This window comes from Empedobacter stercoris (assembly GCF_025244765.1).
In the GTDB taxonomy this organism is placed as follows: Bacteria; Bacteroidota; Bacteroidia; order Flavobacteriales; family Weeksellaceae; genus Empedobacter; species Empedobacter stercoris.
Map to the genome: position 1 here is coordinate 608805 of NZ_CP104209.1, position 14021 is coordinate 622825.

13 protein-coding genes are annotated in these 14021 nt (G+C 30.9%); 9 read left to right on the top strand and 4 right to left on the bottom strand.

The window, feature by feature from the left end; all coding sequences use genetic code 11:
- Positions 1–114: 114 nt before the first annotated feature.
- The 8 genes from NZD85_RS02820 (at position 115) to NZD85_RS02855 (ending at position 8131) form a co-directional block, all read left to right on the top strand.
- A complete protein-coding gene (locus NZD85_RS02820; RefSeq protein ID WP_260543291.1) occupies positions 115–1395 on the top strand; it encodes a UDP-N-acetylmuramoyl-tripeptide--D-alanyl-D-alanine ligase in 1281 nt (426 codons plus the stop codon).
- 19 nt (positions 1396–1414) lie between these two features.
- The gene (locus NZD85_RS02825; RefSeq protein WP_260543293.1) at positions 1415–1930 is read left to right on the top strand and encodes a hypothetical protein; all 516 of its coding nucleotides are present in this window, start codon (positions 1415–1417) and stop codon (positions 1928–1930) included.
- Between the two features lie 93 nt (positions 1931–2023).
- Positions 2024–3127 (top strand): endonuclease, encoded by a 1104-nt coding sequence (locus NZD85_RS02830; RefSeq protein WP_188320096.1) that lies wholly within the window; start codon positions 2024–2026, stop codon positions 3125–3127.
- Positions 3128–3872: 745 nt separating this feature from the next.
- A complete protein-coding gene (locus NZD85_RS02835) occupies positions 3873–4490 on the top strand; it encodes a hypothetical protein (RefSeq protein WP_260543295.1) in 618 nt (205 codons plus the stop codon).
- Between the two features lie 235 nt (positions 4491–4725).
- Complete coding sequence (locus tag NZD85_RS02840; protein ID WP_171622811.1) at positions 4726–6459, top strand: cbb3-type cytochrome c oxidase subunit I; 1734 nt, start codon at positions 4726–4728, stop codon at positions 6457–6459.
- Complete coding sequence (locus NZD85_RS02845; protein ID WP_260543299.1) at positions 6459–7448, top strand: cytochrome c; 990 nt, start codon at positions 6459–6461, stop codon at positions 7446–7448. Before NZD85_RS02840 ends, NZD85_RS02845 begins: the two co-directional genes overlap by 1 nt.
- 1 nt (position 7449) lies before the next feature.
- On the top strand, positions 7450–7713 hold the full coding sequence (locus NZD85_RS02850) for a hypothetical protein (RefSeq protein ID WP_260543301.1): 264 nt from the start codon (positions 7450–7452) through the stop codon (positions 7711–7713).
- Positions 7714–7726: 13 nt separating this feature from the next.
- Positions 7727–8131, top strand: a complete 405-nt coding sequence (locus tag NZD85_RS02855; RefSeq protein WP_260543303.1) for a cytochrome C — start codon at positions 7727–7729, stop codon at positions 8129–8131.
- Here NZD85_RS02855 and NZD85_RS02860 read toward each other — a convergent pair.
- The 4 genes from NZD85_RS02860 to NZD85_RS02875 form a co-directional block, all read right to left on the bottom strand.
- Complete coding sequence (locus NZD85_RS02860; protein ID WP_171622807.1) at positions 8121–8723, bottom strand: Crp/Fnr family transcriptional regulator; 603 nt, start codon at positions 8721–8723, stop codon at positions 8121–8123. The two genes, NZD85_RS02855 and NZD85_RS02860, sit on opposite strands and share 11 nt — an antisense overlap.
- A 39-nt stretch (positions 8724–8762) precedes the next feature.
- Complete coding sequence (locus NZD85_RS02865) at positions 8763–9335, bottom strand: uracil-DNA glycosylase family protein (RefSeq protein WP_260543305.1); 573 nt, start codon at positions 9333–9335, stop codon at positions 8763–8765.
- Between the two features lie 135 nt (positions 9336–9470).
- Complete coding sequence (locus NZD85_RS02870) at positions 9471–10457, bottom strand: lipoate--protein ligase (RefSeq protein WP_260543307.1); 987 nt, start codon at positions 10455–10457, stop codon at positions 9471–9473.
- 126 nt (positions 10458–10583) lie between these two features.
- Positions 10584–12443 carry a TonB-dependent receptor plug domain-containing protein gene (locus NZD85_RS02875; RefSeq protein ID WP_260543309.1) on the bottom strand — a complete coding sequence of 620 codons (1860 nt, stop codon included), beginning with the start codon at positions 12441–12443 and terminating at the stop codon, positions 10584–10586.
- A gap of 83 nt (positions 12444–12526) precedes the next feature.
- On the opposite strand from NZD85_RS02875, the gene NZD85_RS02880 reads away from it, so the two are divergent.
- Entirely contained in the window at positions 12527–14008 is a 1482-nt protein-coding gene (locus NZD85_RS02880) for an aminotransferase-like domain-containing protein (protein ID WP_260543311.1), read from the top strand.
- Positions 14009–14021: the final 13 nt, after the last annotated feature.

The following is a 14021-nucleotide window of genomic DNA, read 5'->3' on the forward strand; positions in this document are numbered from 1 at the left end:
CTTCCTTTAAATCACAAAAACGATTCAATAAATTTTATATTTGTACAGAACAATAACAATTATTTCTTTGTCAATTTTGCAAAAGAAATTTATCTTCTATTTTATTTAGATTACATGAATACAGCAGAAATATTCGAACAATTTCTAAAATCGAAAAACGTTACGACAGATACACGTAACATCTCAAAAGATTGTATCTTTTTTGCTTTAAAAGGGGCAAATTTCAACGGAAATACATTTGCACAAGAAGCTATAAATCAAGGTGCAATGTTGGCAATTGTAGATGAAAAAGAATATGAAAATAACAGTCAAAATATTTTTTTAGTTCACAATGCTTTAGAAACTCTACAAGACTTAGCAAGAATGTACCGAAAACACCTTCAAATTCCATTTATTGGTTTAACAGGTTCTAATGGAAAAACAACAACAAAAGAATTAATTTCGGCTGTTTTGAAGGAAAAGTTTAAAACGCATTATACATTCGGAAATTTGAATAACCACATTGGTGTTCCTTTAACGATATTATCTATTCCAGAAGATACAGAAATCGCTGTAATTGAAATGGGTGCAAATCATCAAAAGGAAATAGAATTGTTAGCCTCTATTTCTCAACCTGATTTCGGTTATATCACCAACTTTGGAAAAGCTCATTTAGAAGGTTTCGGTGGAATTGAAGGCGTGATTAAAGGAAAATCTGAATTGTATGATTTTCTTAGAGCAAATAAAAAAACTGCATTTGTCAATTATAACGATCCTATTCAAGTAGAAAAAACTGGCGATATTAACCGAATCACTTTTTCTGATCAGAATAATACAGATGTACAAATCGAATTAATCGAAAACAAAACGGAATACCTTGCTGTTAAATACAAAAATTTAGATATTCATTCTCATTTGACTGGAAATTATAATTTTAGTAACATTTCATGTGCGATTGCTATTGGTCAATATTTTGGAATAGATGCTGAATCAATCAAAAATGGAATCGAAAATTACTTTCCTTCAAATAATCGTTCGCAAATTATCAATAAAGAAAATTATAAAATTGTGATGGATGCTTATAATGCAAATCCAAGTAGTATGGAAGCTTCACTCAATAATTTTGTCAAATTTGAAGGTTCTAAAACAATTATAATTGGTGATATGTTCGAGCTTGGTGATGAAGCTAAGACAGAACATCAACGTGTTTTAGACTTGGCTGAACGTTTAAACTTTGATCAAATCTTTATTTTAGGACATCATTTTTCTGAAACAATTACAACAAATCCGAACGTTAAAAAATTTGAAGATCGCAAAGCTTTCGAAAAATACTTGATTGATAATCCTATTAAAACTAAAAATATTTTAATAAAAGGTTCTCATGGCATGAGACTTGACTTACTTGAGAATATCTAATTGTAAAATGCTACTACCTATGTATAAATCAATCATCATTTCCTTCATTTTATCGTTGTCTTATGTTCATTCACAAAGCATTATTGATTGGAATAAAAATGAAAGATTGAAATACGAAAACTTTAAAAAGAAGCCTTTTCAAACAAAAATACCACAAGGTTTTCTTGATTCGAAATTAGGATGGCAAATTGCTGAAACGGATGGAGAAATTCCGAAAGTAAAAGTTTTAAATCGTTTTGATGAAATTAATTCTTGGATTTCGATAAAACATGCAGGAATTTTAAATGAAATGCAATTACAATTTGATCTTTCTGAGCTATACGCCCGAAAAATAAGAAAAGACTTTGAAGAACTTCAAGCTAAAAAAGTAATGGATAAAAATTCTTATCGTTCAAAATTTTTATTAAACTCTAACAATTTAAAAAAAAGATTAAAATCTATGGCTGGTGTTTCTATTAATCAACCAGATTTATATAATTTATTAAACAAGCAAATTCAGGATTCTTTATTCATCTATAAGTCTTATTCGAATTAGCTTAATAGCTTGATGTTAACCTTTTAATAAAATATAATTAAGAGAGTAAAGCTATTTTTTTTGTAACTTAACTCTCTTTTTAAATCATTCAATATGAAAAAAATAGTTTTACATCTTGGTCTGTTTTTAGTTGGAACAAATCTTTTTGCTCAAGCTCCTGCTAATTACTATGACAATGCAACAGGTAGTGGTTATACCTTAAAAACACAACTATATAATATTATTAAAAATCATAGTACAAAAAGCTATGATGCTCTAAAAGGGTTATATAGACAAAATGATTCTGATAATGGTTTTCAAGATAAATATTATGAAAAAGATAATTCAATTTTAGACATTTATTCAGAAAACCCAACAGGTACTGATCCTTATAATTATACACCTGGTCAGAAAGAATGTGGAAATTACAAATATGAAGGAGATTGTTATAATAGAGAACATTTAATTCCACAGAGTGTTTTTAGTAAGGCATCACCTATGGTATCTGACCCTTTACATATATGGCCAACAGATGGTGTAGTAAATGGAATGAGAAGTAATTATCCTCACGGAGTTGTAGGAACTATAGATAAAACTTCTCAAAATGGCTCGAAATTAGGGAATAATCTAAATTCTGGTTATTCATACGGATATTCTGGTACAGTTTTCGAACCGATAGATGAATTTAAGGGAGATATCGCTCGTGCTTATTTTTATTTCGCAACACGATACGAAGGAAATGGCATTCAGAATTGGAAATATGCGATGTTCAATGGATCAAAAGATAAAGTTTTCACAGATACTTTCTTAAAAATATTAATAACTTGGCATTTAAATGATCCAGTTTCTGATCGTGAAAAAGACATTAATAATATTGTGTACAGGTACCAAAAAAATAGAAATCCTTATGTAGACCATCCAGAATTTGTAGAAAAAGTTTGGGGATATAACTTAGGAACAGGAGATTTTGAATACCAAAAACGTGATGATATCTCGGTTTATAATAAAACAACTCGTTCTGTAATTATTAAACTTGAAAATAATGCAAAATCAATTCAAAAAATTTCGGTTTTTAATTTTAATGGGCAATTAATTAATGAAATTCAAAACACTTCTAATCAAAAAGAAATTGAAGTAAATTTTAAAAATCCAGGAGTTTATATAATTAAAGTAGTTGGGTCACAAATGGAAATTAACAAACGAGTTGTAATCAAATAACAAAACAGTCAAACGTTCAACATACAAATCCTTCGCAGAAAAAGTGAAGGATTTTTTAATAATTGAAAAATATGAAATAATCTTTTATTTTTATTATACCAAAATCAGAAGTTCTACAATACTTGTATATTGTTTTATAACAAATAAAATAGATTAGAATTATATTTTTGATAAACTAATTATTATTTAGTTCAATCATCAACTAAATCGTTCATAATAACATTATAAATGAAAGAATTCAATATCCATAAAACGTAATTTATACATTCTCTATTATTTAAACTCAACACTATTATAATCAACACATTAAATATCTATTAATTAATTTTTAAATGATAAAAAATTAATTATAATCTATTTTGTCCACCTTTTGTCCCCCTCCATTTTATTCAACGTAATTCAATAATTGATAAATTCGTAACAGAAAACGAAATAAACAAATTATACTTTATTAATAGCAGTTATTTATTTTAAAAATGCTAATAAAATAATCAAAACTATAAACACAACTTAAATTTATATAAATGATAAAATTTATACTTTTTTTGATTATATTGGGATGGTCTCAATCAAAAGCGCAAGTTGGAATTGGTACAAGCACACCAAACTCAGCAACAATACTCGACATTTCTTCTACAGACAAAGGAATTCTTATTCCCAGACTTACAGAAACCGAAAGAAATACATCGTTATCTGATAACGATTCAATACTGTCCCACCAGCTGGAGTTGTAAATACTAATTTAATGGCAGGGACTTTAATTTTTAATACCACTCAAAATCGTTTTGAATTTTGGGATGGGACACTTTGGAGACAATTGTTTGTAACAACAAGCTCAGCAGCAGGAAATGATGGTGTAGTAAGAATAGATGGTGGGCTAAATGGAACTAAACCTAGTCTTGCTTTTGGCGAAAATAATGGTTTTTCTAATACAGGTACAAAAAAAATTGTGTATACAACTCCTTTAACATTTGCTCCCTCTCCTACAACTAGTTGGCCTGAAACAATCACAAATCCTACAGATGCTGATATATATCTAGCAGCGTCAAATAAATTTAGAGAAAACCCAATAAAAGGGCAAGTACATTTATGGCGATTAATAATTAATTTAACTGCTGGAGCTAATTCTGCTGGAGCAGTAAACGCCATTATGAAAAACCCTAGCTCAGGATTTATTATTAATTCTATTCAATTAATCCCAGCCGGTTCTGCTTCAGGAAGTATACTAACTTTTTATTTTTATACAATTGCTGATGATCAAAGTTTAGATCCTGGAAGAGGGTATGAATTTTATCTAGATGCCAATAAAGCTGTTACTGCTACAATTGAGTCTATAACAAGGGTTTCATTATTTAAGGATTAAATTTTTCTTCATAGTTTTTTTCAATAAAAGGGTTTTTAGTTATAGAACCACCTAACCTATTTAAACTGGCTAGCTTTTCTAGAAATAGAAAAGCTGGTTTTTTATTTTACACAATAAAAATTAGAACCTATTCTAAGAACGATTATAATTAAACTTATGATTCTACGCATAGGTATTGCTTTCACATAAGGTTTAAATTGGTACAACTTATTACATCACAATAAAAAAATCTACAATGAATAATTTACTCAATGAGCCTGGACTTCAGCTAACAATATTACTTCTCTTTATTCCATTATTTTTTGCATTAATTCTTGTGTTAGTAAAAATAAATGCTTTAATTAAGAATGTATTGCGAAAAAAAGAGCTTAAACGAATCTATGGAGAGTTAAAAAACTTGAATCCTGAAGATGTTTCTGCACTTGAAAAACGGAAAAAAGAATTAGAATTTCAACTCTTAGGAAATGAACTTTCGTTAAATACATCCGTTGAAGATCCAAGAGGACTGGTGGATCAAATGAATGAAATACATGATATTCGATTTTTACAAAGCAAACGACAAGAAGGCAAAAGCATCTTAATTCCTACAAACGAAAAAAAGATTATCCTTTGGTTCTTAGGTTGTAGTATAGTTTGGCTTATTTTAGGCACAACAATTGGCGAATATTTAGGTATAAAATTTGTTGCGCCCGATGCTGATCATGTAAGTTGGCTAAGCTTTGGGAGATTAAGACCTGTACACACCAATATCGTGTTTTGGGGTTGGGCTTCTATTGCGATGGTTGGTTTTTCATATTATGTAATTCCTCGTGTTGGAAATACGAAAATATATAGCATAAACCTTGCTTATCTCTCATTAATATTACTTAATTCTTCTGTCTTAATAGGAAGTATTTGTTTAATGGCAGGTATTAATAATAGCGGTGGAGAATATAGAGAATATGTTTGGCCAGTAATGCTTCTATTTGCTATCGGAATTCTTTTGAGTATTTTCAATCATTTTCAAACCATTTCGTCTAGAAAAACAGAAGAAATTTACGTATCCAATTGGTATATTGTTTCTGCAATGATGTTTGTTGTTGTCATACTACTTGTAGCCTACCTCCCATTCTGGCAAGACGGTCTGGGTGAGACAATTACGCAAGGGTATTATATGCATCAAGGTGTAGGAATGTGGTTTATGTTTTTTAACCTTGGATTGATGTATTATTTCCTTCCACAAGAATTAAACAGTCCTGTCTATTCATACAGCTTAAGTATACTTGCTTTTTGGACCCAAATTTTATTTTATACGTTGATTGGGACTCATCATTTTATATTTAGTGCCATTCCATGGTGGATGCAAACTATTGCTATTGTTGCAAGTGTAGGTATGATAATTCCCGTAGCAGCAGGAAGTATTAATTTTATGATGACTATTAGAGGATCTTGGCATCGTTTAAAACTGAGCTATGTATTACCTTTTTATGTGGTATCCATCATTTTCTATTTTACAGGATCAATGCAAGGTACGGTTGAAGCCTTTCGAATAACTAATCTTGTTTGGCATTTCACTGATTTTACGGTTGCGCATTCTCACTTAACCATGTATGGAATTATCACATTTATGTTATGGTCGTTTACCTACACACTTGTTCCAAGGATTACTTCTCACGAACCTCCAAGTATTACGGTGGGTATTCATTTTTGGCTTGCTTTAATAGGTTTGCTTGTCTATACTATTTCATTAATGATTGGTTCAACAGAAAAAGGATTATTATGGATGGATAAAAAACCATTTCTTGATGGAGTGATTTCAATGATGCCTTATTGGTTATGGCGAGCGATTGGTGGTACTATGATGTGGATTTCTCATTTTGTGTTTGCATATAATTTTTATAGAATGATTAAACCTAAAAAAGAAATAAAAATTCCAGAATCACCAACTGAACTTTTAGATATTATTCACGCAAATAAAACTACAATATAATGGACTTCTTTAATAATCATAAAAAACTATTTCCATCGGCATTGGCATTTTTTGTTTTTCTTACCTTAATTATTTGTATTCTTCCTGCCTTCAAAAACGAAAAAATAAATCGACCATTGCCACAGAGTCAACCTCCTACAGCAGAAGAAACACATGGAAAACAAGTTTATATCAGAGAAGGTTGTGTTGCTTGCCATACACAGCAAATTAGAAATGTCGACATGGATCAAGTTTTTGGAGATCGACCAAGTATTGCTGCGGATTACGCTCGAAATAAACGTATCAACTTTTTTCAGAATACGGCTACTTTAATGGGAACTGAACGAACTGGTCCTGATTTAACTAATATTGGAAAAAAACAACCGAGTTTGGAATGGCAATATTCGCATTTATACAATCCTCGTGCTGTTGTTCCCGAATCTGTAATGCCTTCTTATAAATGGCTTTTTACAACGAAAGATTTTCTTGACGAAGGAGAAATTGAAGTCAATGTTCCTGATGAATTTAGAATTGGTGTCAAAGGAAAAATTGTTCCTACAAAAGATGCGAAAGATTTGGTCGCTTATCTCTTAAGTCTTCAACAAGTAAAACTTGCAGAAGATGTAGAACCTGTAAAATTTTTATATAAAAAAGAGAAAAAATCGAATGGTAATTCTACCGATGCTAATCTACCAGATGGGGAAGCGTTATTCGGTACCAATTGTGCAAGTTGTCATCAAGCAAATGGCGAGGGATTACCTGGCGCGTTTCCTCCTCTTAAAGGAAGTCCTATTGTTATGGGGGATAATTTAGAATTGTATATCACCATTATTATGAAAGGATATGACCCAAGACCAGAATATGCTTCTATGCCTGCTGTAGGTGACAATGCAAGCTTTACTCCAGAAGATGTTACAGCGATTATAAATTACGAAAAAGCAAGTTGGGGTAACAGTGGTAAAAAAGTAACAGTAGAAGAAGTGAAAGAAATAATGGATAAAATCAAATAAAATGAGACAAATTAAATATAAAATAGGACTATTATTATTACTTGGATATGGATACGCAAAGGCTTGTGATGCTTGTAAACTTCAACAACCAAAAATCACACAAGATTTCACACACGGAACTGGTCCCGAATCTAATTGGGATTGGTTCATCGTTATCCTAATAACGATTATAACATTATATACATTGTTCTATTCATTCAAATTTCTTATAAAACCAGGAGAAAAAGATAAAAAACACATCAAAAATATTGTTTTAAAATTTTAAGAAAAAAGAAATCATGACAGAAGAAAAAAAAATAATCGTTTACCTATACATCGACGAAGAAGAAAAACCAATTGCTGAATTGGTTCCTCCTGTAACTTTTAAACTTGATACAACAAAATTAACAGATGGTGAACATCTGCTTAGAATAGTTAGTAAATTCGAGAAAAAAGAAGGGCTAAAACTTATCAGGTTTACTGTTTCGAATGGACCAATTCTTCATGTAGAAGGACTTTCTGATCAAGAGAGAGTGAATGGAATACTTCCTCTAATGATCAACGCCTATGATACAGGAAAAAATCAAAGTTTTATAATTAAAGGGAGCGAAAATCCAAGGACTATTCCTATTTGGGTTTGGGTGTTTATTATTGTATTTGTTGCTTGGGCAGCTTTTTATATCATACAAAATTTTAGTCTTTAGCAATCAAAATCACTTTACCATCTCTTATTTTGAGCTGTCCTTTTTTCTCTAAATGTTTGATTGTTCTTATAACAGTTTCAACACGTAATCCGGTTAAATCCCCTAATTGTTGACGAGATAAATCAATCAAATATTCTGTATCTGTATTTTGGTTGTGACTTCGTAAATAATCCAATAGTTTGATTAATCGTCTTTCGGGACTTTGAGAAGAAATCTCTGGTGCCATCACCGATTTATAATACAAACGACGAGCAAGACTCTTGTTCACAGCCAAAGAAACTTCTGGATGAGATTGCAATAATTCGTAAAAAGAATCTTTAGCAATCTGAATTATTTTCCCTTTTGTGACCGCAATTGCATTTGCAGGATAAGGCTCATCTACAAATAAAGGTGGCTCACCAAAACTTTGATTTTTAGTGAAAATATTCTGAATAAACTCTTTCCCTTCGTCAGAAAAATTATTCATTTTCACCTTTCCCTCCAACACTTGATAATAATAGGAAGGAAAATGACCTATCTCAAAAATAATTTCACTTTTTCTTAAATCTCTAATTTCTCCACCAAATTGGATTAATAAATCTTGATTAATCATAGCTTTAAATAAATTATCAACATACCTAAAAGTACTTATTTACAAACTATTTTTTACTTTATTTTTTAATTCAGGTAATACATTTTCTACAAACCATAGGTTTTTGTTCATCCAAATAAAATTGCGTGGTGATGGATGAGGCAATGGAAAATAACGTGGTAAATATTCCTTAAAATTCAATACATTTTCTGTAATATTTTTGTGCATATTCCCTTTCAAATAATACTTTTGAGCATATTGACCGATCAATAAAATCAACTGAACTTCTTTCATTTCATCCAATAAACGCGCATGCCACAAGGGCGCACATTCTTTTCTTGGTGGAAGATCTCCTGATTTCCCTTTTCCTGGATAACAAAATCCTATCGGAACTAATGCAAACAATTCAGGGTTATAGAATTGATCTTTTGTTACATTTAACCATTTACGCAACTGATCTCCACTTGGGTCATTCCAAGGCACACCTGTTTGATGCACTTTCAATCCTGGAGCTTGCCCAATAATTACAATTTTAGAGTTAGGAGCTGCCTGAACTACTGGATTTGCACCAAGAGCTAAAAAAGGTTCGCACACTTTACAAGCTCTAATCTCTTTTAATAATTCATCAAACATATTTTTATAATTGATATCATTTAAAGATAATCATAAACCATTACAACTAAAAATTATGAAAGCTTAAAAATGTATCAAAATATATAAATTAAACGGCTAAAACAAAAGAAATTATAAAGGATAATTGAACCTTATTTATCTAAACAATTCTAAAATCTCCTCCAATGTTACTTTTCCAAAATAAGCCGTGATATCAACAGAATTTAAAATTTTCGTAATTTCAGTTTCATTATGTTTTACACCAATTAATTTATTCTCCAAATCTTCTATCGGTTCCGAAGCAAAGAAATCTCCGAAAATTTTGGCTTGTTCTATTGTTCCGCCTCGTTCTACATCCAAATGAACTTCGATAAATCCAGCAGGAATTTTCTTTGCATTTTTGAAATTATATTTTGGTGAAAATCCAAAATTCCAATCCCAGGTTTGGTATTTTTCTTCGATTAATTTTGCAACACCATTCAAATCTTTTGGTGTTAAATTGGAAATTGATGAACCTTCGTTTGTTGTTAACATTTCATCAATCAACAAGGCTTTCAATTCGTCAGTGGTCATTTCATTCGGAAAATATTCAATCAAATTAATCACTCGTGCTCGATTAGATTTAATTGCTTTGTCAACATATTTTAAAGGGTTGATTTTTAACGCATCGCCTAAAACAGACATATCCGAATTAAAAAGAATTGTTCCGTGTTGTATCATTTTTCCATTTCGAGCCAACTTTGCATTTCCGCTAAACTTTTTACCATCAACCAATAAATCGTTTCGACCTTCTAATTTTGCTGGAACATTTAATTCATTTAGTAACTTAACAACAGGTGCTGTAAACGTCGAAAAATCCATAAAATCATTTTGACCCAACAAGGTATGGAACGAAAAGTTAAGATTTCCTAAATCATGATAAACAGCCCCACCACCCGACATACGACGCACCACTTTTATGCTATTTTCTGTCACATAATCCAAGTTGATTTCGGCTAACGTATTCTGAAATTTCCCCACAATAATAGATGGTGCATTGATATATAATAAAAAAATATCTTCTGTAGGATAATTGTACAACAAGTATTCTTCTAAAGCTATATTGAAATATGCATCATGAGAAGGAGAATCTATAATAATCATTTGAAAAAATTTTGGTAAAGTTAGGCAGAAAATCCGTGAAAGAAAAGAGACAACTTTTCTGAAAAAGTTGTCTCACCGCATTTTAAAATATAAACTATTAAAAGAGAATTAAATGGTTGTCATCATTTAAATTCCTGTAAACTTAACTCCTAAACTCATCCAAGTCGATGGCAACGGAATAGCTCCTGCTTCGTTATACGTGGTATTGAAAATATTTTGAGCATCAAAATAAATTCCTAAATTATTCTTGAACGAATGACTTATTCTTGCATCAGTAATCCAATATGATTTATAGGATTGACGTGTATTATAACGATTCGCGATACTTATAGTAGTACCTCCAATAGAGTAATCTATCGTATTGATTAACTGATGTTTTAAACTTTCTATTTTATATTTAGAATTGTATTGTTCATCTACATTTTCGAACGTAGGATCAAGATAAGAATAACTTAATGAGAATTTCAGACTTTGATTTGTTGATAGGTTCGCTAAATATGACACCTTCGTATTAAAACCATGTGTTTTCAAATCGCCAAAGTTTTGTGCTTGCCATGGCTCATTCGTTGTTAAACGTACCCAATCGATAAAATCTGTAATCGAACGATAGAAATAATAGGAATTAAAACTCCAATTTCTCTTATTGTATTTGAAACCAATTTCTGTTTGAAATGCCTTTTCTGATTCTACATTTGGATTTCCAATATTTCCAGGACGTTGATCCAAATATAAATCTGTAAACGAAGGAATTCGCTGACTTGAACCTGCATTTACTACAAATTTTAAGTTAGAATTCATGGCATAGCTTGCATCAATACCAGGGAAAGCTTGCCATCCATATTGTGAATTGTAATTAACATAAGTACCAACATTTACATTTAGTTTTGGTGTAAGATCTGTTTTGTATTCAGCATAAAAACCAACATTATCACGAGTATGATTTTTGATACTTGTCGAAGAAATTTGTTCATTTCTGTACTCTACTCCTACGCCAATTTGTCCTTTATTCAATTGATAGGTTGAATTTACTTCTCCAGAAATTGAATTTGAATAGTGTTTAGAACGAGCTGTATTCAAGTCATTCTTAAAATAACGATAATCATCAAAGTTGTAACGATAACTCACTTTTGGGGCTAAAGTTATTCGATCAGAAAGTTTATGTTTTGACTGAAGATTAACCAAAGTGGTTTCAACTAATTCTTTCGAATTTTTATCACCTGGTGATGCGTAAAAACCATTCGCTCCAAAGCCATTTTTCACATAACCATACGATGCAACCAAACTATTTTCTTCATCAAATTGGAAGTTACCTTGGTAATACAATTTATTATTCTCATACGCTGTATTGTAACGGTAACCATTCCCCCAATCATGGCTTACATACAATTGATGTTGATGCGTTTCTTTAGCTAAATTAGCTCCAAGTTGAACACCGCGACTTGTAAATGTATCGCCAGTATCTTCGCTATCTTTTTTAAAATTCGTTCCGAAATAAGTATTCGCATAAAGACCTGTTTTCTTTGGTTGTCTCGTTACAATATTGATAACACCAGTCAAACTATTGTTTCCATAAACTCTTGCTGCTGGACCTCTTACTACCTCTATTCGATCAATCGCTTCAATAGGAATAGGAAGATTTAACGCATTATGCGCAGTTTGATGATCCATGATTTTTACACCATTCAACAAAATAAGTGTTTGTTCAAAACTTCCCCCATCCATCGAAATATCAGCTTGCGTACCAAACGGACCACGTTGTCGTAAATCAATTCCAGATGCATATTGCAAAACTTCTTGAATTGTTTTTGCTGGTAACTTATTAATCTCTGTTTTATTTAAAACATATATATTTCTATTTTCTTTAGAAAGTGGTGTGTTTAGACGATTATCTAAAATAGATACTTCTCCAATTGCGATTGTATCATTTGTAATTTGGGCAAAAACACTATTGCCTAATACAGCTAATACGAGCGTAAACTTTTTCATTCTTCTTAATCTTTGTTCTTTTAGTTTAACTGCTGCGAATGTAGTATCTTTCCGAACTATCAAGATATACCAGTTTTTAGTTAATGAATAGTCCGGCTGAAATACCCTACAATAGTTTTATTGAAATCAATCGATTTTCAGAAACTCCGATTTATTTACAATTGGCAAATCAATTGGCAAAAGCAATACAATTAGGTTATTTACCAAGTGGAACAAAACTCCTTGGAACAAGACAATTGAGTTTGATTCTTAATTTACATCGCAACACAATAGTCAATAGTTTTCAGGAACTTGAAGCGCAAGGTTGGATAGAGATTGTTCCTAATAAAGGAAGTTATGTCTTGAGTCAATTTGCTCAAAAATTTCAGAAAACTACGATTCCTACACAATTTTCAATCAATTCCTACCCAAAGAAAACTGGTTTTAATTTTGAACAATCTATTTTATTGGATAATCCTTACGAAAGCTTTAACGAACGATTGTTTTTAACTGACGGAACCATCGATCATCGATTGGCAGAATTAAAAATTCCAGCAAAATTATATTCGGCAATTTTAAAACGAAAAACTTCTATTTCGAAGATAAATCAATCAAAAAACGACTATTTTCTAAAAAATTTAGCTAATTATCTCAATTTAACAAGAGGTTTACATATTTCGAAAGAAAATATAGTCGTCACAAGAAGTGCAGAGATTTCACTTTTATTGATTGCTCAAATTCTCTTAAAACAAAATGATTATGTTGCTGTTTCAAATCTTAGTTACTACAAAAGTAATATGATTTTTCAGACACAACATTCAAAAATAGTTCAAGTTAAAACAGATGAATTTGGTTTAGACACAAGAGATTTACGAACATTGTGCGAACAACAAACTATTCGTTTTGTGTATGTAACACCTCATCATCATTACCCTACAACAGTAACATTAAGTTCGAAAAGACGAATTGAATTGATTCAACTTTCACAAGAATTTGGTTTTGCAATTGTAGAAGACAATTATGATTTTGATTTTCATTACAACAGTCACCCTATTCTTCCGTTAGCAAGTTCGGATCAGAATGGAATGGTAATTTACACGGGTAAATTTGGAAATTATCTTGCGCCAGGCTATCGAATTGGATTTATTGTTGCTCCAAAAGATTTTATAGAAGAGGCGCGAAAGCATTTATCTATTTTAGACCAACAAGTTGACCCTTTTATAGAACAAACTTTAGGTGAAATGATTAATGAAGGTGAAATCAATCGAATACTAAAAAAACTACGAAAAACATATCAAGAGCGTCGCGATTATTTTTGCAAAAAATTGAAAGTTGAATTAGGACAATATCTTCATTTTAAAGTTCCTACTGGTGGATTAGCGATTTGGATTAATTTTAATCAATCAATTAATTTGATGGAATTAAAACGAAATTGTGCTAAAAAAGGGTTATTTATTCCGCAAACAATTTTATATCAAACAAAAAAACAAACAGCAATAAGAATAGGATTTGCTCATCTAAATTTTGAAGAAATAGATGAAGTTGTTACTATTTTGAAAGAAGAAATCACAAAAAAAGCTGAATAAAATTTCAGCTTTT

What these genes read in the sequence shown, in the direction of transcription:
- NZD85_RS02820 (WP_260543291.1), top strand. Translation starts at nt 115, where the DNA reads ATGAATACAGCAGAAATATTCGAACAATTTCTAAAATCGAAAAACGTT.
- NZD85_RS02835 (WP_260543295.1), top strand. Translation starts at nt 3,873, where the DNA reads ATGGCAGGGACTTTAATTTTTAATACCACTCAAAATCGTTTTGAATTT.
- NZD85_RS02855 (WP_260543303.1), top strand. Translation starts at nt 7,727, where the DNA reads ATGACAGAAGAAAAAAAAATAATCGTTTACCTATACATCGACGAAGAA.
- NZD85_RS02825 (WP_260543293.1), top strand. Translation starts at nt 1,415, where the DNA reads ATGTATAAATCAATCATCATTTCCTTCATTTTATCGTTGTCTTATGTT.
- NZD85_RS02845 (WP_260543299.1), top strand. Translation starts at nt 6,459, where the DNA reads ATGGACTTCTTTAATAATCATAAAAAACTATTTCCATCGGCATTGGCA.
- NZD85_RS02875 (WP_260543309.1), bottom strand. Translation starts at nt 12,443, where the DNA reads ATGAAAAAGTTTACGCTCGTATTAGCTGTATTAGGCAATAGTGTTTTT.
- NZD85_RS02830 (WP_188320096.1), top strand. Translation starts at nt 2,024, where the DNA reads ATGAAAAAAATAGTTTTACATCTTGGTCTGTTTTTAGTTGGAACAAAT.
- NZD85_RS02840 (WP_171622811.1), top strand. Translation starts at nt 4,726, where the DNA reads ATGAATAATTTACTCAATGAGCCTGGACTTCAGCTAACAATATTACTT.
- NZD85_RS02870 (WP_260543307.1), bottom strand. Translation starts at nt 10,457, where the DNA reads ATGATTATTATAGATTCTCCTTCTCATGATGCATATTTCAATATAGCT.
- NZD85_RS02865 (WP_260543305.1), bottom strand. Translation starts at nt 9,335, where the DNA reads ATGTTTGATGAATTATTAAAAGAGATTAGAGCTTGTAAAGTGTGCGAA.
- NZD85_RS02880 (WP_260543311.1), top strand. Translation starts at nt 12,527, where the DNA reads ATGAATAGTCCGGCTGAAATACCCTACAATAGTTTTATTGAAATCAAT.
- NZD85_RS02850 (WP_260543301.1), top strand. Translation starts at nt 7,450, where the DNA reads ATGAGACAAATTAAATATAAAATAGGACTATTATTATTACTTGGATAT.
- NZD85_RS02860 (WP_171622807.1), bottom strand. Translation starts at nt 8,723, where the DNA reads ATGATTAATCAAGATTTATTAATCCAATTTGGTGGAGAAATTAGAGAT.